Source organism: Acinetobacter sp. 'aerobic (ED)' (assembly GCF_904886855.1).
GTDB classification, from domain to species: domain Bacteria; phylum Pseudomonadota; class Gammaproteobacteria; order Pseudomonadales; family Moraxellaceae; genus Acinetobacter; species Acinetobacter courvalinii.
In genome coordinates this window covers 132,943-152,650 of record NZ_CAJHGI010000007.1, presented here as the reverse complement: position 1 = coordinate 152,650, position 19,708 = coordinate 132,943, and the positions used below count along the sequence as shown (strand labels likewise).

Below are 19,708 nucleotides of genomic sequence, written 5' to 3'. Positions count from 1 at the left end.
CCGATAAGAAGAATAAATATGGCAAAACCTTTACGACACCTGATTCAAAACCATAACATCATCCTGTTCGATGCGGTATGTGTACTCTGTTCAGCCTGGGCAGATTTTATGATCAAACATGATCGACGCTGCCAATTCAAACTGGTGTCGGTACAATCCAGTCTAGGGCAGCAATTGTTAAAGCATTACCATTTCCCGACCGATCATTTTGAAACCATGCTATTGCTGAAAAAAGAGCAATGTTATACAGAATCGACGGCCTTTTTGCGTATTATTCAGCGGCTGGATTTTCCTTATAGCAGCTTAAAATATGCCCGTCTAGTTCCTAAAACCCTCCGTGATTTTGCTTATCGGCGCATTGCGTTAAATCGCTATGATCTGTTTGGTAAAACTGAACAATGTTATGTGGTGACTGCGGATATTCAGCAACATTTCCTTCAGGATGATGTCTTGAGATGAAGCAGCGTCACCCGACCATCCACAGGATTTTAAAATTTTGTCAGTCGATGATCGCCTTGCTTTGGATCTATCAAGGCCTAATTCCTAAACTGATTTTTCAGTCACCGACTGAACAAACCATTTGGCAACAATTACCGATAGCTCATTTCTATATAGGATGGTTGGTCATGCTATCCGGAATCAGTGAAGTCATTTTTGGTATTCTGTTTCTGTTCATCAAACATCCCTGTTTACACTGGCTCAGTATCGTGAGTTTGACCGGGTTATTTATTTTTATTCTATTCATTGACCCGAATCAGCTTTACCAAGCGTTTAATCCTGTGGTCATGAATATTGCGCTAGCCAGTCTTTCACTAATCGCAATCTGGTGTCTGAATGCCGAGGCTGATGCTAAGCCCTTAAAAAGTGCCCTTCGCGAATGCAATAGAAAGGATTGACCAGTTTCGAAGAAGATTTCATGGCATGCTGCAATTCATGTTCAGGCGAATCGCGCTCTTCATCTGTCAACTGGAAGGTACGGTAATGAATCGCCAGTGAGCGATGCGCATGCAAGTCTAAATGTGCATGAAAGGCATCTTGTGGATTCATATGCACATAACGCATCAACATCCGCGGTTCATAAGCCCCGATCGGCAATAAGGCAATTCTGGCATCGCCATAGCGCTCATGAATTTGCTTGAAATGCCCTGAATAACCGGTATCCCCCGCAAAAAAACAGTGTCCAGTCTTGGCAAGCACAGAAAAACCGCCCCACAAGGCACGATTCTGATCGCGCACACCTCGCCCGGAAGTATGTTGTGCAGGCGTATAGGCAATCTTTAACTCATCATGAAACGGAATTTCCTGCCACCAGTCCATTTCAATCACATGCAGATGTTTCGGCAGATAATAGCCATTGCCTAAACCGGTATAAATCGGCATTTCAAATTTCTGATGTAACCAATCCAGCGTCGCCAGATCCATATGGTCATAATGATTATGACTGAGCAAGACCCCGTGAATGGTCGGAAGATGTTCCAGCGCAATGCCTGCGGGACAGACACGGCGTGGTCCATTGCCCTGTTTCGGGCTGGCATATTCCGACCAGACCGGATCGGTGAGGAAATTATAAGGGCCGATTTGAATTAAAATTGTGGCGTGTCCCACAAACCAGATTTGCCAGTCATTTAAGTCGGCATGCGGTCGGTTTTGGGGCAGTTCCAGCATTTGGTTGCGTAAATTGGACTCATGAACACGATCAACATTCCAGGTATAGGACTGACGGGTCGCCAGCCACTTTAACAGCCCTTTACGATCAAACGGGGTTAACGGTTTCTGCAAATTATAGAACCGGTCTATGCCGCAATGATCAGAAGCCTCATGTGGAAACGGCGGTTTCACCCAAGTATGACTCAAGCAAGATTGTGTCGGCAATTGATAGGTTAATGTCGGCTTATCTTTCATGTACTTCTTCTGTGGTGGAATCTAATCGCATGAGGTCCATTATGTTATATCCCTGAGATTACGGCGTGTTTTCAATGTTATCGCGTTTTAAATCATCATGATTTTTTGACTAGAGCGAGCACATTTCATCACAGCATAATCGGACTTTGATCCTAACATAAGGTATTCAGTTATGCTGATTTTCTAGAGCTGAGTCAACACAATTTTACCGAACTAATAAGGCTCAGTGACAATTGTAGTGAAAGGTTAAACCAGACGTTTTTGCAACACGTTTTTCTGTTTTGAGTTGAAGATTCATCGGGATGACAAAATAAAAAAGCCGAACAAGTCGGCTTTTTATAGTGATGAAATCTTAAACATTGCTAAAAAAGGCAGCAAACTTTTGATAGCTCGGACGCTGCTTAATATTGTCCAGATAGCGTTCAATCGCAGGATGAGACTCAACTTCTCCCATCTTGAGCTGCCAGAACAGCATCGCGGCAACGGTCACATCCGCAGCAGTGAACTGTTTGCCACATAAATACGGATCGGCTTCACTCAGACCTTGCACAAAGGCATTGTAGGCATCCTGATAGTCTCCATATCCGACAGATCCTTTCTGGTCTGGCTTGACCTCCACACCTAGCATTTTATTGGTTGAAGCCGCTTCCCAAGGCCCTGAAATAAAGAACATCCAGCGATAATAAAGACCGCGTTTCGGATCATTGAGTGCAGGTGCCAGACCTTTGTCTGCGAACTTATCGGCCAGATAGGCACAGATCGCATCCAGCTCATATACCACAATATCATCGTCCACCAGCACAGGGACCTTACCGAAGGGATTGATTTTTAAATATTCAGGCGCTTTCATTTCAGTTTCAAAGGCCACTTCGATGCGCTCACATTGCACGCCCAGTTCAATCAGCAACCAGTCCACTACAACGCCACGTGAGAAATTATTGGTATAAAGTTTAAGTGCCATGTTGATATGTCCTTAGTGAGTTATTCTTATTTCAATATAATTGTCTGGATTGTCAGTTTCTGTCAGTAGTCGAACATACCTCTTGCCTCCACCATTGTTGAAACAGTTGCTGCTTGAATTGCGGATAAAGCTCCTGACACAGGCTGAGCTGCCGGATACGGTCAATCCGGAAGTGCCGAAAACTCTGTCGCAACTCGCACCATGCGGCCAGTACAATCCGATCATTAAAATAGCCTAAAGCAAAAGGCCACACGGTACGGGAACTGATACGCTGCTGCTCATCGGCATAATCCACCACAATTTTGACTTGCTGGCGGATGGCCAGACGTACCTGCTCCACCAGTTGTGCATCTACAGGAAGCCAGGCATTGATGGAGCGTAAGGTGGTGTGCTGAAGTAAATGTCGGCAATGTTCAGGCAATACTGCATTGAGCTTGGCCAGAACCGACGTGGAAGCCGATTTTAAAGCCAGATCAGGAATTTCACTCAACCAGTTTAAGGCCAGAAAGATGGCCTCGATCTCGGTTTCATTCAAGCTCATTGGCGGTAACAGGAAATCTTCTTTGAGCTGAAACCCCAGCCCTGCTGCTGCATCAATACTCACCCCTTGGGCGCGTAATGTCTCAATGTCTCGATAGACACTGCGCTGACTAATCTGCAGTCGCTCCGCCAATACCTGTGCAGTGACCGGATAGCGATATTCTCGGAGTAGTTGTAATAGATTGAGCAAACGGATCGAGCGGCTCATATAGTCCCTATTGTTATTATGGATGACGGGAAAGCGAACTCTCCCCTCATTTTATCATTTGATCTTCAGTGAATTAACTTTCGGTTAAATCAGCAACCTTGAGCAAGCTTTGTAAATAATGATGCAAATCCTGCACATGATGGGCAATGGTTAATGGCTGATATTGCTGTAACGTTTCAATACTGTGCACACCATAACTGACCCCGATACGCGGCATATTCAGATTTTGCGCCATTTCCAGATCGTAACTGGTATCCCCAACCATGATCGCACGTTCAGCTGCCACATCCATCTCGGCCAGAATTTCCTGCAACATCAGTGGATCTGGCTTGGACTTGGTTTCACTCGCGGCACGGGTAATATCGAATAGTGCATGACTATTGGTTTGCGCCAATACACGATCCAGGCCCTTACGGCTTTTACCGGTCGCGACCGCAAGCTTGAGACCTTGCTGCTTTAAATCCATCAATAGCTCAGCGACCCCATTAAACCAGACATCGCCTTTCGAGTTTGCCACATAATGATCGGCATAACATTGCAAAAGCTCCTGATGCAAATGCGGGACTTGCGGAAACAGGATCTGCATCACTTCAGGTAAACCTAAACCAATAATGCTTTTCGCGGCTTCATCCGTCAGTGGCTGTTCGAATTGCTGCGCTGCATATTGCAAACTCGCCACAATCTGGCCCACCGAGTCGAACAGGGTACCATCCCAATCGAAAATGACGAGTTCAATCTTCTGCTTCATTTCTGCTTTCTCAATTCGTCAATCACCTGCTGCATATCTTCAGGCATCGGAGCTTCAATCACTGGATAATTCGGAATTTCCAGACGCATGGCATGCAGGCACAAACGGCGCGCTGCCGGGCCGTTATACACCGTATTATGTCCATATTTATCGTCCCCCACCAATGGATGACCAATACTTAAACCATGTACTCGGATTTGATGAGTACGGCCTGATAAGGGTGAAGCATGAACCAAGGTGGCTGTTTTAAAACGCTCAACTACTTTCCAGTCGGTCTTACTTGGCTTACCTTCAGAAGTAACACGGACACGACGCTCGCCATTGGCCAGTTCATAACGCAATAAAGGCGCATCAATCATCTGGCGATCCAGACTGACCTGACCTTTAACAATAGCGGCATAGGTTTTCTGGATCTTATGTTCACGTAGCAGGTCCTGTAGCAATTTTAAGGTACTGCGCTTTTTACTGACCATCACCAGACCTGAGGTATCACGGTCAATCCGGTGAATCAGTTCCAGATATTTTTTGCCTGTGGCCGCACGTAATGCTTCAATCAAGCCATAGGCCACGCCGCTACCGCCATGCACGGCAATTCCCGAAGGCTTATTGATTACCAGCAAGCCTTCATCTTCATACACCACTCGGCTCAACAGGCTTTGCGCGACGCTATCGCTGACAGGTGCAGCCGTTTCATCCTTCTGTTCATAACGGATTGGTGCGACACGAATCTGGTCGCCAATGTTCAAACGTGTTTCTGCTTTTATTCTTTTTTTGTTTACGCGTACTTGTCCTTCACGAATCAAACGGTAGATGCGACTTTTTGGAACACCTTTTAATCGGGTAAATAAAAAATTATCTATTCGCTGCCCGTCTTGATGCTCATCCACGTCAAACCAAGTGACACTTTGCCATTGTTGTGTAGAATTCATACGCTCGATTAATCCAAGATTTGCTAAATATGATTAAAAAATGATCATTTAGCTAAGTTATTTCACAAGAAACCTAAACTTAGCCCATAGGCAGATGCTGCAAGGTTTGGTATATTCAGCGCACGGATACCACCGTAAGTGAGCATCAAATCAGAAATTTTATTTAGATAAAATTTTAAATCGATGAGATATTCACCAATAACTCGGATAGGTCCTAAAGAATTATGCCGACGCCGAAGGCTTATTATATCGGCAAAATGGCAAACTGTTGCGTTTAATTGTGCATCAGCACATACAGTTTGTTCAGAAAAAATATGTCGCCAGCAATTTGCTGGTTATTAAACGTAAACTGATCCACATCAGACAATTTGCTCCCTGATGTCGCATTCAGGCTAAAGCGTTGATGCATTGGAACTGCCAAGCAGAGATACGATGATCATTCCGTATCAAGACTTCCAGATGGATCGACTTCAATGCTTAATGACAGTGAAAGTCACCATCCAATGCACCGCTCACCCGCCAGTGAAGCGTACAGGAAACTTTGATTATGTCGGATCTAGTGATATTTCACAGATGTCAGACATGCCATGAAATATCAACGGATTCAAGATTGAAGCAGTATTGCTAACATCGAAATAACCGGATCAAAGCCTCCAGCTGGATACTTACAGCCAGTGGTTTCAGAGCTTCCTACACAACGTTGCTTCTGAGTCTTGATCGTGCCAATGAGATGTTTGCTCAAAAATATTGGGCTTATTGTTTGTGTGCATCACTATTAGGTGTCACACCCATGAAACGTATGTTGATTAATGCAACCCACGCCGAAGAAGTTCGCGTTGCACTTATCACTGGTAATCGTCTTTACGATTTCGACTTAGAGAATCGTACTCGCGAACAAAAAAAATCAAATATTTATAAAGGTCATGTCACTCGCGTTGAGCCCTCTTTAGAGGCGGTTTTCGTTGAGTACGGCGCACAGCGTCAAGGCTTTTTATCTATGCGGGAAATTGCAAACTCGTATTTCAAAGCTGACCCTCGTCAAACTTCAAATATTCGTGAACTGATCACTGAAGGCACTGAATTACTGGTTCAGGTTGAAAAAGAAGAGCGTGGCAACAAAGGTGCTGCCCTGTCTACTTTCATTTCGCTTGCAGGCCGTTATTTAGTGCTTATGCCGAACAATCCGAAAGGTGGCGGTATCAGCCGTCAGATTTCAGGTTCTGTCCGTGAAGAACTGAAAGAAATTTTAGCCTCGTTAAATGTACCGCGTGGCATGAGTGTCATCGTTCGTACCGCCGGGATTGGCCGTACTCAGGAAGAGCTGCAACTTGACTTGCAACACTTACTTGACCTGTGGGCACAAATCCAGGGCTCGGCAAGTTCAGGCCCGTCACCAATGCTGGTTCATCAGGAAGCAGGCGTGGTGACACGTGCCATTCGTGATTATTTACGTGATGATGTTGCTGAAATCCTGATTGATAGTGAGCAAGCCTACAACGAAGCCTATAACTTCGTAAAAGCAGTGATGCCACGTCAGCTCGACAAATTAAAAACCTACACCATGAATGAGCCTTTATTTGCTCATTTCGGCATTGAAAGCCAGATCCAGACTGCCTATGAGCGTGAAGTCAAACTTCCTTCTGGTGGTTCAATCGTCATCGACCAGACCGAAGCCTTGGTATCGATTGATATTAACTCGGCGAAATCAACTCGCGGTCATGATGTTGAAGAAACAGCACTCAACACCAACCTTGAAGCAGCCGAAGAAATCGCACGTCAACTGCGTTTACGTGATATCGGCGGTTTGGTGGTCATCGATTTTATCGACATGACCAAAGACCGTAACCAGCGTATGGTCGAAGCCAAATTACGTGAAGCAACGCAAAGCGACCGTGCACGTATCCAGTTCGGTCAACTGTCTCGTTTTGGCCTGATGGAAATGAGCCGTCAACGTTTACGCCCTTCTTTAGAAGAAGCGACAGGTTATGTATGCCCACGCTGTCATGGTACCGGTATGGTGCGTGACTTACGTTCACTGTCTCTTTCGATCATGCGTAAGGTTGAAGAAATTGCATTACGCGAACGCCAAGGTGAAGTTCAAGTTGAAGTGCCTGTTGAAATCGCTGCATTCTTATTGAATGAAAAGCGTCACAGCCTGGTGTACTTGGAACAAACCTCAAATGTTCGTGTAACGGTATTACCGCATCCGCACTTGGAAACGCCACATTATCAAATCCAGTTCAATCCGGATGGTTTTGCACCGTCTAGTTATGAACGTACTGAAGCGACCCGTTCAAGTGAAAAAGAACTCGGTTACGAGTCTTCTGACTGGCATCTGGAAGATGCAGAGCATCACCATGCACCTGCACAAAATCAAGCAGCTGCGCCACAGAAGAAAGCTGCTCAGCAGCAGGCTGCGCAAGCAAAACAAACTCAACAGGCTGTTGCGCAAAAGTCAGCAAGTCCTTGTGCATGGTTAGAAAACCTGTTTGTTCAAAAACAGGCACAAACCACAGATCAATCGCGTTCGGCACAAAATGCGGCAGCTGCGATTGAGCAAATGGTCAACAATGGCGCAGTAAGTCGTGGCCAGTTTGGTCAGGTCAATGCACCTGTTGCATCTGTTGCCACTGAAACTGCTGCCCCAGCAGCAAACAATGCCTATATTTCACAGAATCCTGTGAAACAGGAACCGCGTGAAACGTTTGAGAAAGACGAAAAACCACATCGTCCAAATCAAAACCAGAAGAAACGCAAGCACAAAGAGCAACGTGAACAGCACGCGCATGCACATGAACAACAAAATCAAGTGCACGAAGAAGTCGTTCAACTGTCACGTCAGGAACAGCGCCAAGAGCAACGCGAACTGAAACGTCAACAAAAACGTCAGCAGTCGCAAGAGCCTCAAAACCAGCAGCAACATCATGAGGTTGCGCAAGCGAATGACAATGCGCCATTACCACGTCGTGACCGTAACCAGCAACGTCCGAACCGACCAAACCGTCATCGTGACCAAAGCGTGTTGAATGACGCACCAGCTGCAACTGCAGCGCCTGCGAACCCGCAACAGGTTAAAGTTGATGTGGTGGATGCACCACGTTCAGAGCCAATGAACACGGCATTGATCGTGAACATTGATCAAGGTCAAAGTGAGATCGTGGCACTGAATCCACAACAAGCGACTGTACCTGCCGCAAAAGCAGAAGTTGCGCCCGCTGTTGTAGAAAAAACCGAGAGCAAACCTGCCGCTCCAGTAGAACCAGTGGTTGCGAAAGAAGCACCTGCTGCAACTGCAGAAGAAGCAGCCCAAGCGCCAGTAAAACGTGCCAGCAATGACCCACGTTCTCGTCGTCGTCAACGTGGTGCTCAAGCACCGCAGAAAGCAGCGGCACCAAAAATTGCACCATCGCAGATTCCAGCGCTGGGTCAATACACGATCGGTAGCCTGATTCGCCATGTTTATGGTGAAGACTGCACTATCCTGATTGAGCAATTTGGTTTAATCACCACGTTTAACCGTGCCCTGCAAAAGTTTGCCGAGCAATATGCCAGCACGCTAGTGGTAGACACCGTGGTTGAAGAAGAAAAGCGTCCGGTAACACGTGATGCCGAACTTCCAAGCAAAAAAGTAACGGAAGAAGCTGAACCAGCGCCAGTGTTAGCATTAACACCACCTGAAGCTGCTACTGTTCGAGTTGCAAATGACCCGCGTGAACGTCGTCGTTTAGCCAAACTTGCTGCAGAGCAAGCCAAAGAAGCGCATATTGCTTCAAACGCGACGCCTGCTCCTGTTGAAAATACTGAATCGAAAGAAGAAGTGAAAACAGAAGAAGTCGCTAAGCCAGCAGAAGAAACTGTGGTTGCAGCGCCAGAGCAACAACCTTTAGAACTTGCTCAAGAAGCAGTGGCTGCTCCGGCAGAAGTAGCACCGGTTGAAGCGGTGAAAGCACCAGCGGCTAAAGCTGAGGCCAAGCCTGAAGCTGCGAGCAAAGCTACTGAGAAAGCTCAAGCTGCTGAAAAAGCAGAACAGGCAACAGCTGCAACTGAAGCAGAATCAGAAGATGAAGCTGCAAAAGCAGAGAAAGAAAAATCAAGCCGCCCTCGCCGTCCACGTGGACGTCCACCGAAAAAGGCTGCAGCTAGCAATGAATAATTTGCTAAATTGCACTCAATAAGGCTAAGCCTAGTCATTTCGGTGACTAGGCTTTTTTGTTATTTTGTCAAATTAGGTTGATTGCTCTAGGAACTTACCATTACAAAACAGCATCAACGACAATGGTGTGAATGGTTGTGTTCTTACGGATAGCCATTTTTGGATTGATCGAAAAATAAACAGGATTGATATGAGCCAAACTACGCAGACCGATATTATTACCCTTGGTGATGTCGCTACTCGACTTCCAAACTTCATCACTAAAGTACCTCATATCCTTAATGGTCTTAAACAGGCATATTTACGAACGCCATCTTCTCCTGCTGGTTTAGGTATTGCCTTTGAAAAAGCAGTCAAGCGTAACCCTCAAGGCATCGCTCTGTTATTTGAAGATCAAAGCTACAGCTATCAGGCTTTAAATGAGTGGGCCAACCAGATTGCCCATTACTATTTATCTCTGGGTGCAAAAAAAGGTGATGTGATTGCAGTGATGGTTGAGAACCGTCCTGAATTGATTGCCTGCATTGTGGCTTTAGCCAAAATTGGGGTCACCATTGCGCTAGTCAATACCTCTCAGGTGGGTAAAGTACTCGCGCATAGCATTAATCTGGTCAACCCGATTGCAGTGATTGCCGGTGAAGAAGTCCGTGCTGCAATCGATGAAGCACGTCAGGATTTAAAAGTTGCAGAAGACCGTTTCCACTGGTTTGCTGATCAGGAAACCCGTAAAAATGCGGGCACAGCACCAGAAGGCTACGTCAATCTTGCCCTGCAAATTGACCAGTTTCCGAAATTTAATCCGTCCACCACACGTACCGTGACGGGTAAAGATGGCCTGTTCTATATCTACACCTCAGGCACGACTGGCCTGCCAAAAGCGGTAATTTTCACGCACAGTCGCTGGACACTGGCATACGGCACCTATGGTCACATTCTCAATCTTGGCAAAGATGATGTGATGTATGTCACCCTACCGCTTTACCATGCCACAGGTGTGGTGGTGTGCTGGTGTGGTGTGATTGCAGGCAGTGCGACACTGGCAGTACGTCGTAAATATTCAACCAGCGCCTTCTGGAAAGATGTACAGAAATTCAATGCTTCTGCGATCGGTTACGTCGGTGAGCTGTGCCGTTACCTGATTGATGCACCAGCAACTGAACTGGACCGTGCACATCGCGTGACCAAAATGATTGGCAATGGCATGCGCCCAAATATCTGGGGCAAGTTTAAAGAGCGTTTCGGGGTTGAAGAAGTGCTTGAACTGTATGCGTCAAGCGAAGGTAATGTCGGTTTCAGCAATATCTTTAACTTTGACAATACCGTCGGCTTCTCTCCTACGCCTTATGCCATCGTTGAGTTCGATAAAGAGAAGAACGAACTGGTCCGCGACAAAAAAGGCTATTGCAAGAAAGTCAAAACCGGTGAAGTTGGCCTGTTAATTGGCAAGATCACCAGCCGCTCACCTTTTGATGGTTATACCGACCCTGAAAAGAACAAGTCTGTGATCATGAAAGATGTGTTCACTCAAGGCGACTCATACTTCAATACCGGTGACCTGGTCCGTGATATCGGCTTCCGTCATGCCCAGTTTGTGGACCGCCTCGGCGACACCTTCCGCTGGAAAGGTGAAAACGTATCGACCACTGAAGTTGAAAACATGGTCTGTGAATATGAAAAAATCGCAGAAGCCGTGGTTTATGGCGTAGAAATTCCAAATACCAACGGACGTGCTGGTATGGCAGCCATTACCTTGGTGGATGGTGCAGCGCTGAATGATGCAGATTTAAGCGAAATGGTGAATGTATTTAAAAAATGTTTACCTTCCTATGCCATTCCGGTGTTCTTGCGCGTTCAGGAAAAGGTTGAAACCACCGGTACATTCAAATACCAGAAAAATAAACTGAAAGAAGATTCGTTCGATCCGAGCAAAACCTCTGAACGTTTACTGGTGTTATTGCCTGGTGCAAGCAGCTATTGTGATGTAAATACTGAGATCTTTGACAATATTCAAAGCTATCAATACCGTTTCTAGTTTATTTTTTAGCTAAATAAGAGGAAATCGTGCTTTTTATAAACAATCATGCACATGTTTTTAAATTTCCTCTTGTGTTAGCTGAATAACTTGCTAGAATACGCAACATCAAAACGAAGACGCATTTAGAACTGATTAGTTTTTCTTGCGAAGCCAGTTGAAATACTTGCTTAGGGTCGTTAGCTCAGTTGGTAGAGCAGCGGACTTTTAATCCGTTGGTCCCGCGTTCGAGTCGCGGACGACCCACCATCTAATGTTTTGAGAGTTTGTAAAATGTATTTTACAAACGCCTGTAAGAGGTTAAGCTACAGAAAATCATAGATTTTCTCTTGCGCTCAGGTAAAACGTTGTTTTACTTCTCCTCGCTCAGGGTCGTTAGCTCAGTTGGTAGAGCAGCGGACTTTTAATCCGTTGGTCCCGCGTTCGAGTCGCGGACGACCCACCAGATTCGAAAAAGCCTCATCATTTGATGAGGCTTTTTTATTTTGTCATCGATATCTTTCCAAACGATGACAAAAACCAAAACTAGTGCTTTAAGCCTCCCGGCCCAAAGCACATATAATTTTTAAACTATAAAAATCTTTCCAGCACCGAATTTAAAAAGATATGTCCCTGCTCGGTACAGGCAATTCTGTTCTGATCAGCGATGAGAAGTTTTTTCTCACGCAAGTCATGCAATGTCTCATTCAAATCTTGCAACGCAAGTCCTGTGCGCTGGGTATAAAACTCGGTCGCCACACCTTTATTTAAACGCAATGCGTTCATCATAAATTCAAAAGGCAATTCATCTGCTTCAATGCGTTTCATTTGCACATGTTCAGCAGGGACTTTAGCTAAATAATCTTTAGGTAAACGGGTTTTCTGGAAACGGTAAATCCCGTCAGGACGCGTGACCTTGCCATGCGCACCGGCTCCAATCGCCAGATAATCACCAAATTGCCAATAATTCAGATTATGTGCCGATGGCTTTTCCTTACGCCAGGCCGAAACTTCATAATTGACATAACCATTGGCTTTTAAATACGCCTCACCTTTCTCCTGAATCTGCTCTAGCACCTCGTCTTGCGGCAATACCGGCTGGGTACGGAAGAACACCGTGTTGGGCTCAATGGTCAGCTGATACCAGCTAATATGCGTTGCACCATGCTCTACCGCCAATCGAAGATCGGTTAAGGCCTGTTGTTCTGTTTGCTGAGGTAAACCGTGCATCAAGTCCACATTTACACGCTCAAAGCCTGCCTGGCGTGCCTGCTGAATTGCATCCAGTGCATTATTGGCGGTATGAATCCGTCCTAAACGCTGTAAATGCTCGGGATCAAAACTTTGTACACCTAAGGATAAACGATTAATCCCCACCGCCAGATAATCCGCAAATGGATCATGCTCCACGGTCCCCGGATTGGCTTCCAAGGTAATTTCACAATCTTCTTCAAACGCCAAACGCGCTTTCAGTTGTTCAAAGAGCCATTGATAGCCCGATGCAGAAATCAGCGAAGGTGTTCCACCACCAATAAAGACACTGTGAATCGATCGGCCTTGCGCCATTTCAATCTGAGTTTCAAAATCTGCCACCAAGGCAGCCAGATATTGCTGTTCCAGTTCCAAGGACAACTGACCATCAGGCACCGCATGGGAGTTAAAGTCACAATAAGGACATTTACGTACACACCACGGCATATGGATATACAGGGAAAGTGGAATATTTGCAGGGTTTAAATGACTCAAAATTGCAGCTCAATGACAGAACCCCGCCATTTTAACATGACTCGCCCGTTCGGCTTATCATCATCTACGTATTCAGTTAGACTGGGGACAACCAACAACAATTAGACCGATAATATGATGAAAATTTCTAGCCAGTTACTGTTTATTCTTCCCCTGACTCTAGGCATTGGTATTGCCATGGCCTTTCAAACCGCAATCAATACACAACTTCGAGAGTATCTGAATTCTCCCCTGCAAGCGGCGCTACTGTCTTTTTTTATTGGCACCATTGTACTGGCGCTATTGGTGTGTTTTCAAAGTGCCAGTAAACCCAGTTTAAGTGAAATTTCACAAATTCCCTGGTTTCTATGGCTCGGTGGCTTTCTTGGGGTTTATGCGATTAGTTTGAGCATTTATACTGCTCCCAAGCTCGGATTATTAACGTTTTCAGGTTTAGTGATTTTCGGGCAACTGGTGATCTCGATGTTTATTGATCACTTTGGCTGGTTAGGTACAGAAAAAACACCGATTAACTGGCAACGCCTGCTCGGCAGTATTGTGATTTTTATTGGGGTGTTATTGACCCTGCAACGCTGATTCTTCCTCATTTTAATAAGAGTATTTTTTGTGTCCCACGTCACAACCAAGCGGTTTGAACTCAAACAGCTATTTCATTTGATGTTTCCAATCCTGATCACCCAGTTTGCCCAGGCAGGATTAGGTTTGATTGATACCATTATGGCCGGGCATCTTTCTGCAACAGATCTGGCGGCGATTGCCGTAGGCGTTGGCCTATGGATTCCCATTATGCTGTTATTTGCAGGCATCATGCTGGCAACCACGCCCTTGGTCGCTGAAGCACGGGGTGCAAAAACACCGGAGAAAATACCGACCATTGCCCGTCAGTCGTTATGGGTTGCCGTGATTCTGGGCGTTGTGGCGATGTTGATCCTGCAGTGCATGCCCCAGTTTTTGCCGTTATTTGGTGTACCTGAGAGCTTATTACCCAAAGCCAGCCTGTTTTTACATGCCATCGGCTTTGGTATGCCAGCAGTGATGATGTATGCCGCATTACGCAGTTACTCTGAAGCCTTGGGCCATCCACGCCCTGTCACTGCTATCAGCCTGATCGCCCTGCTGGTTCTGATTCCGCTCAACTTTATTTTTATGTATGGCTTCGGGCCAATTCCGGCACTCGGCAGTGCAGGTTGCGGTTTTGCAACAGCTATCTTGCAATGGCTGATGTTTATTACACTGGCCATCTATGTCTCCAAAGCCAAAGCCTATAAGCAGGCGCCTATTTTTACAAAATGGGAAAAACTTGATCCGGTCTGGATCAAACGTATTTTAAAACTGGGCTTGCCCATTGGTCTGGCGGTGTTCTTTGAAGTCAGTATCTTTAGTACAGGCGCAATTGTACTCAGCCCATTGGGTGAAAATGCCATTGCAGCGCATCAGATTGCGATTTCAGTGACTTCACAATTATTTATGATTCCGCTGTCTTTGGCGATTGCCTTAACCATTCGTGTCGGCATGTATTACGGCGAACAGAACTGGCACGCCATGCGTCAGGTTCAAACCGTAGGGCTGATTAGCGCCACCATTTTTGCAGCTTTGACAATGACGCTGATCGCTCTGGCACGTCCTTATATCGTGGCAATCTACACCACGGATGTGGATGTGATTCCTGTGGCCATGTATCTGCTCTGGTTTGCCATGGCTTATCAGTTGATGGATGCGTGGCAAGTCAGTGCGGCAGGTTGCCTACGCGGCATGCAGGACACGCAAGCGCCAATGTGGATTACCTTAATGGCATATTGGGTGATTGCTTTCCCGATTGGTTTATATCTTGCCCGCTACACCTCTTGGGGCGTGGCAGGTGTCTGGTTAGGTTTGATTATCGGGTTAAGCATTGCCTGTGTCTTACTGATCAGCCGTTTGTACCTCAATAATAAACGTTTGGCCAAGATGTCCCTTCCCGTTTCCTAGCGAATCGTCTTCATCCAATCAAGCAATGCTTTGGGGGCATGGATGCCCCCCGAATTTGACTTGGCCTGTCCTGATTTTAAATATTTTTTTTATTCATAGGCAGTATAGGGCGAGTAAATACGCAGGTGACAACCTGATAAAACGCTTTGCTTAGCCCGTATCACCTTCACCCAGTAAAGTATGAATAACAGCTCGCTTATACATGCTTACATCACTTAACATTTTGTTATAGGCAATTTAAGTTTTGTCACCTATGATCAAGGCATCACTTTAAAACTAGATCGTATGAGGTCAAGTCCTGATGGCAAAACATGCAAGCTCTCCCAGTAAGCGTTTTCTCAAACTGGCTGGTATGACCGCAAGTATTGCCAGCAAAAGCGTAGCGAATTCGATCCGCAATTTTACCGCCGATGAAGAACAGAAAAATGCAGCGCGTAGCCAGCTGTTTCAGGACATTGGTCTACAGATTGCCGATACCCTCGGAGAAATGAAAGGCGCGGTGATGAAAGTCGGACAAATCGCCTCGCAATATAAGGATATTTTCCCGCCAGAAGTCGCTAAGGCCATTGCCAAGCTGCAACGTCAGGCCCCTGCAATGCCTTTTTCAGCGATCCAGCAACAGGTTGAAAAAGAACTCGGCAAACCGTTAAAGCAGATTTTCAGCTCTTTTGAAACAGAACCTTTTGCTGCCGCCTCAATCGGACAAGTGCATCGTGCAGTACTACCAAACGGCCAAGCCGTTGTAGTCAAGGTGCAGTATCCGGGTGTCGATCAGGCCTGTGAAAGCGACTTAAAACAAGTGCGTCTGGCTTTGCGGTTGATGGGTGTATTAAAAATTGACAAGAAGCTGCAAGATCAACTGTTTCAGGAAATTCAGGACAGTCTTTCAGCCGAACTGAATTATGAAATCGAGGCACAAAATCTGGAAGTCTTTAAAACCTTCCATGAAAAGCTCGATTCTCAAGTGATTATTCCAGCTGTTTATAAAGACTATTCCTCTCGTCGCGTACTGACCCTAAGTCTGGAACAGGGTGAATCTATCGAAACCGCAAGTACATGGTCAGTCGAGACTCGCAATCAGATTGGACGCCGCCTGATCCGTGCCTTAGGACAGGAAATGTTTTTCTTAAAGCGCTTCCACTGCGACCCGCACCCAGGTAACTTCGCTTTTCGTGAAGATGGTAGTGTGATTATTTACGACTACGGCAGCGTCAAAACCTTATCGCCTGAAATCGTTCAGCACTTTAAGGCGCTGGTGAATGCGGCGCGTCAGGAAAATATTGCGCAAGTTGAAGACTTGCTGGCAGAACTGCATTCCATTGCCGAAAAACACAAGTTCCCGAGTGAGCTATATACCCAATGGATTGAAATTTTATTGCGTCCGCTAACCACCAATTATGATTTTGCCGAAAACTCATCACATCATGATGGTATGTTACTGGTGAAAAAATCGCTGAAATACTGGGATGTGTTTAAACCTTCACCAGATACGCTTATGGTCAACCGAACCATTTCCGGACATTACTGGAACCTGATTCATCTCAAAGTACATGACAATCTCAATGATTTATTTGAAGAATTAGTTCCAAATTAATCTGTCTGATGCCCTCTGGTTTGTTGCAACACGTCAGAGGACTATCTACTTTAATCACTTTATATATACAACTGACTTGAAAAGACGTGAATTGACTTCATATATTGTTATGTTATAACATTTCTATTAACAATAGGAGTCATTCAACATGCGTAAAGATATCCATCCTGCTTATCAACAAGTCTTATTCCACGATACCAATGCAGATGCCTACTTTTTAATTGGCAGTACCCTGCAAACCAAACAGACCAAGGAATATCAAGGCAAAGTTTATCCCTATGTGACGCTTGATATTTCAAGTGCATCTCATCCGTTTTATACCGGTGAGCAACGTCAGGCCAGCAATGAAGGTCGTGTTGCAAGCTTTAATAAACGCTTTGCACGTTTTAACCGCAAAGCTTAATTTTAATTTAAGTTTCACCCATTAAGCTGAAAGCATTAGAAGTCTAAGGTTAACTCTCCTCCACTTAGACTTCTTTTTTTATGTCTTGATTCCAGCTTTAGGAGTCTGTCTTTTGCTGTCCCACCACCCCGAACTCAATCGGTGTTTTCACATAGAACAGTGAAATCTCTTTAGCATTGAGATAGCTCAATAACTCGGTCGCCTGCTCTTCTGTAACCGCAAATTGAATCTGTACCGGTCGATCCGCCAATTCAAAGAAACTGGCCGAATGAAATAGACCTTGATGATCAACACCTTCCAATCCCGCCAAGACCGTCGCGCCACCTAAATTCATCTGTTTTGCCACAGTCAGCAACCACTCGCTGATCGGCTGTCCCTGATAGGAACGATTTTGCGCGGTATAAAAGCTCATTAAAAATCCATGCATTACAATGACTCCCCAACTATGCAGCACTGAGCCATTGATGCAGGCTCATACCTAAAATCGTAAACAATAGCGATCCAAGCACATGAATCATGATCGCGGCACAGGCATAGCCCAATTTACCACTTTGCAATAAGGCAATGATCTCGGCAGAAAAAGTCGAAAATGTCGTAAGCGCGCCACAAAAACCTGTAATCACAAACAGCTTGTAATTGGGACTCAATGAGCTTTGAGAAAAATATGAAATGGCAAAACCAATAATAAAGCCACCGACAAAATTAACAGTCACTGTTCCCAAAGGAATAGTCGGGAATATAGGATTGAGTTTTAAGCCCAAAAACCAGCGTAACCAAGCACCTAATACCGAGCCTAAAGCGATTGAAAGTAATGGATAGTACATGATTTACCCCAAGAACAAGGTTGGAGCGAAAGAATGATAAGACATGGATTTGTAAAGATTATTCTGAAGATGTTTCATGGGCGAACTCCAAAAATGGGAACAGAGCACGCACGAACCTACGTCCCCTGTTCAGGGTAACGTAGGCATCATTAGCCATTCTGGCGGTTTGTAACAGGAGGAATGCCATCTCCTTTGCTCTAAAATAACATATTTTTTAGGCAACTCAACCGCTGTTTTTAAGCAGAATCGCACTGTGTATAAACATAGAGTTATCCACAGTTTAGCCAAGGCCAGTTAAAACTTTTTCCCCAACCACATAGAAATCTAAGGCGAAGGTGACGAAATCAAAGGCTTGTGCCTATACATGATTCGTCAATATATAAATGACGACTTTGAGCATAAACGTCAAATACACTAAGGCCTAGTTCAGAGTTCGATCACCTTCTCTTCTGCATTTTCAATGTTATGATGCTGCTATTGATTCAATCAACATGGAATTTTGAAATGGCTCAAAGCTTATTGGCACAACTGAAAGATGGCTCGGCAAAGTTTGCGGATGTATTGGCATTTATCGAAGCTCGTTATCAGCATACCCCGACTGCATTCCAAAATGGCGCGCAATCCAATGCTGCGACTGAAAACCAAGGCAGTGCCAAAGTGCTCAGTTTTGCTCAAATTGAAGGCTTAAATCAGGCCGACACGCTCAGTTTATTCGCAGAACATTATGCCTCTGTGTTAGCAACGCCTGAAGCCACTGACCACCAGAATATCCGTCAGTTTATGCAATATGGCTGGGATGGGGTCAAGTTTGAAGGTAAGGCTTTAACTGCCAAATAATAAAAAGGAGGTGTTTAACCTCCTTTTTTTGCCTGTACTCAATCATGATTTTTTTCTGATTATATTTTTAAGCGTTATATCCGCCATCTACTGCGATCTCTGCGCCTGTAATATATCGCCCCCCTTCACCAGCTAAATGCAGCACAGTGGCAGCAATATCCTCAGGACGACCATAATCTGCTATTGCCAAGCTCGCCCGCGTCGCATCGGCACGTGGACCATCTGCAGGATTCATATCCGTATCTGTCGGGCCGGGATGAATCAGGTTGACCGTAATATTGCGCTTGCCAAGATCGCGTGCAACTCCCTTGGTTAACCCAACTAAGGCAGCTTTACTGGCGGCATATAAACTGATGCCACTTCGTCCTGCTCTTGGAGCCAGGCAACTCCCAATCGAAATAATACGCCCACCCTCAGGCAGATATTTGCTCGCCTGCATGGTCGCTGCAAACACTGCTCGCAAGTTAACCGACATGGTGCGGTCATAATCCTCAAGTGTGAGCTGATCAATTTCTCCGACCAGGAAGTTACCTGCATTGTTGACTAAAATATCTAGGCGACCAAACTGTTCCACCGTAAGATCCACCGCAGCAATGACCTGTGCTGCATCAGCGGCATCGGCCACAATCATTTCGGCACGCTGGCCTAAGGCCTGAATCTGCTCGACAACTGTCTGTGCCTGATCTTTTGCACGATGATAAGTGATTGCCACATCTGCACCTTGTGCGGCTAAGCTTCGGGCAATCGCAGCGCCAATACCACGACTCCCTCCCGTAACCAAAGCAACTTTACCTGTAAGTGTCTTCATGATGAAATTCCTGTTTTAGGCTTAACACAGAGATTCAGCGGTCGATAGGCGCATGAATAGCTATTCACAATGATCT

18 protein-coding genes, 2 tRNA genes and 1 riboswitch are annotated in these 19,708 nt (G+C 45.5%); of the genes, 11 read left to right on the top strand and 9 right to left on the bottom strand.

The annotated features are described in order from the left end of the window. Nucleotides 1-18 precede the first annotated feature (18 nt). Both JO943_RS14635 and JO943_RS14630 read left to right on the top strand, forming a co-directional pair. Nucleotides 19-459, top strand: coding sequence for a thiol-disulfide oxidoreductase DCC family protein (locus JO943_RS14635; RefSeq protein ID WP_202741183.1), 441 nt, complete (start codon nucleotides 19-21; stop codon nucleotides 457-459). Next, the gene (locus JO943_RS14630; RefSeq protein ID WP_202741182.1) at nucleotides 456-896 is read left to right on the top strand and encodes a DoxX-like family protein; all 441 of its coding nucleotides are present in this window, start codon (nucleotides 456-458) and stop codon (nucleotides 894-896) included. The genes JO943_RS14635 and JO943_RS14630 overlap by 4 nt, the downstream gene beginning before the upstream one ends. Here the strand turns inward: JO943_RS14630 and JO943_RS14625 are convergent. From JO943_RS14625 to JO943_RS14605, 5 genes are all read right to left on the bottom strand, one after another. Further along, on the bottom strand, nucleotides 850-1,902 hold the full coding sequence (locus tag JO943_RS14625; protein WP_005280698.1) for an MBL fold metallo-hydrolase: 1,053 nt from the start codon (nucleotides 1,900-1,902) through the stop codon (nucleotides 850-852). The two genes, JO943_RS14630 and JO943_RS14625, sit on opposite strands and share 47 nt — an antisense overlap. A gap of 352 nt (nucleotides 1,903-2,254) precedes the next feature. Beyond that, nucleotides 2,255-2,863, bottom strand: a complete 609-nt coding sequence (locus JO943_RS14620; RefSeq protein ID WP_202741181.1) for a glutathione S-transferase family protein — start codon at nucleotides 2,861-2,863, stop codon at nucleotides 2,255-2,257. Nucleotides 2,864-2,915: 52 nt separating this feature from the next. Further along, entirely contained in the window at nucleotides 2,916-3,611 is a 696-nt protein-coding gene (locus JO943_RS14615) for a helix-turn-helix transcriptional regulator (protein WP_202741180.1), read from the bottom strand. 73 nt (nucleotides 3,612-3,684) lie between these two features. Beyond that, nucleotides 3,685-4,359, bottom strand: coding sequence for an HAD-IA family hydrolase (locus JO943_RS14610; RefSeq protein WP_202741179.1), 675 nt, complete (start codon nucleotides 4,357-4,359; stop codon nucleotides 3,685-3,687). Then, complete coding sequence (locus tag JO943_RS14605) at nucleotides 4,356-5,288, bottom strand: RluA family pseudouridine synthase (protein WP_005226581.1); 933 nt, start codon at nucleotides 5,286-5,288, stop codon at nucleotides 4,356-4,358. The genes JO943_RS14610 and JO943_RS14605 overlap by 4 nt, the downstream gene beginning before the upstream one ends. 790 nt (nucleotides 5,289-6,078) lie before the next feature. Here JO943_RS14605 and JO943_RS14600 point away from each other — a divergent pair. The 4 genes from JO943_RS14600 to JO943_RS14585 all read left to right on the top strand — a co-directional run bounded on the left by JO943_RS14600 (nucleotide 6,079) and on the right by JO943_RS14585 (nucleotide 11,918). Continuing rightward, the gene (locus tag JO943_RS14600; RefSeq protein ID WP_202741178.1) at nucleotides 6,079-9,441 is read left to right on the top strand and encodes an Rne/Rng family ribonuclease; all 3,363 of its coding nucleotides are present in this window, start codon (nucleotides 6,079-6,081) and stop codon (nucleotides 9,439-9,441) included. Nucleotides 9,442-9,631: 190 nt separating this feature from the next. After that, complete coding sequence (locus tag JO943_RS14595; protein ID WP_202741177.1) at nucleotides 9,632-11,473, top strand: long-chain-acyl-CoA synthetase; 1,842 nt, start codon at nucleotides 9,632-9,634, stop codon at nucleotides 11,471-11,473. Between the two features lie 173 nt (nucleotides 11,474-11,646). Next, nucleotides 11,647-11,722: transfer RNA gene (locus JO943_RS14590), tRNA-Lys, on the top strand. Nucleotides 11,723-11,842: 120 nt separating this feature from the next. Continuing rightward, nucleotides 11,843-11,918: transfer RNA gene (locus tag JO943_RS14585), tRNA-Lys, on the top strand. Between the two features lie 125 nt (nucleotides 11,919-12,043). On the opposite strand, the gene hemW is transcribed toward JO943_RS14585, so the two are convergent. Beyond that, nucleotides 12,044-13,198 carry a radical SAM family heme chaperone HemW gene (gene hemW / locus JO943_RS14580; RefSeq protein ID WP_202741176.1) on the bottom strand — a complete coding sequence of 385 codons (1,155 nt, stop codon included), beginning with the start codon at nucleotides 13,196-13,198 and terminating at the stop codon, nucleotides 12,044-12,046. Between the two features lie 114 nt (nucleotides 13,199-13,312). Between hemW and JO943_RS14575 the strand changes: the two genes are divergently transcribed. The 4 genes from JO943_RS14575 to JO943_RS14560 all read left to right on the top strand — a co-directional run bounded on the left by JO943_RS14575 (nucleotide 13,313) and on the right by JO943_RS14560 (nucleotide 17,163). Continuing rightward, nucleotides 13,313-13,774 carry a DMT family transporter gene (locus JO943_RS14575; protein ID WP_005226577.1) on the top strand — a complete coding sequence of 154 codons (462 nt, stop codon included), beginning with the start codon at nucleotides 13,313-13,315 and terminating at the stop codon, nucleotides 13,772-13,774. A 30-nt stretch (nucleotides 13,775-13,804) separates the two neighbouring features. Then, nucleotides 13,805-15,166 carry an MATE family efflux transporter gene (locus tag JO943_RS14570; RefSeq protein ID WP_202741175.1) on the top strand — a complete coding sequence of 454 codons (1,362 nt, stop codon included), beginning with the start codon at nucleotides 13,805-13,807 and terminating at the stop codon, nucleotides 15,164-15,166. A 301-nt stretch (nucleotides 15,167-15,467) separates the two neighbouring features. Beyond that, the gene (locus JO943_RS14565; RefSeq protein ID WP_199974142.1) at nucleotides 15,468-16,760 is read left to right on the top strand and encodes an ABC1 kinase family protein; all 1,293 of its coding nucleotides are present in this window, start codon (nucleotides 15,468-15,470) and stop codon (nucleotides 16,758-16,760) included. Nucleotides 16,761-16,908: 148 nt separating this feature from the next. After that, a complete protein-coding gene (locus JO943_RS14560) occupies nucleotides 16,909-17,163 on the top strand; it encodes a type B 50S ribosomal protein L31 (RefSeq protein ID WP_005226565.1) in 255 nt (84 codons plus the stop codon). A 97-nt stretch (nucleotides 17,164-17,260) separates the two neighbouring features. Here JO943_RS14560 and JO943_RS14555 read toward each other — a convergent pair whose 3' ends face one another. Together JO943_RS14555 and crcB are read right to left on the bottom strand one after the other, a co-directional pair. Further along, nucleotides 17,261-17,590 (bottom strand): DUF190 domain-containing protein, encoded by a 330-nt coding sequence (locus JO943_RS14555; RefSeq protein WP_202741174.1) that lies wholly within the window; start codon nucleotides 17,588-17,590, stop codon nucleotides 17,261-17,263. A 16-nt stretch (nucleotides 17,591-17,606) separates the two neighbouring features. Next, on the bottom strand, nucleotides 17,607-17,987 hold the full coding sequence (crcB, locus tag JO943_RS14550; RefSeq protein WP_005226561.1) for a fluoride efflux transporter CrcB: 381 nt from the start codon (nucleotides 17,985-17,987) through the stop codon (nucleotides 17,607-17,609). Nucleotides 17,988-18,120: 133 nt separating this feature from the next. Beyond that, a riboswitch (Fluoride riboswitch) is annotated at nucleotides 18,121-18,187 on the bottom strand. A gap of 304 nt (nucleotides 18,188-18,491) precedes the next feature. Here crcB and JO943_RS14545 point away from each other — a divergent pair. Beyond that, on the top strand, nucleotides 18,492-18,824 hold the full coding sequence (locus JO943_RS14545) for a HopJ type III effector protein (RefSeq protein WP_202741173.1): 333 nt from the start codon (nucleotides 18,492-18,494) through the stop codon (nucleotides 18,822-18,824). A 67-nt stretch (nucleotides 18,825-18,891) separates the two neighbouring features. On the opposite strand, the gene JO943_RS14540 is transcribed toward JO943_RS14545, so the two are convergent. Beyond that, nucleotides 18,892-19,632, bottom strand: coding sequence for an SDR family NAD(P)-dependent oxidoreductase (locus JO943_RS14540; RefSeq protein WP_199974150.1), 741 nt, complete (start codon nucleotides 19,630-19,632; stop codon nucleotides 18,892-18,894). Nucleotides 19,633-19,708 lie beyond the last annotated feature (76 nt).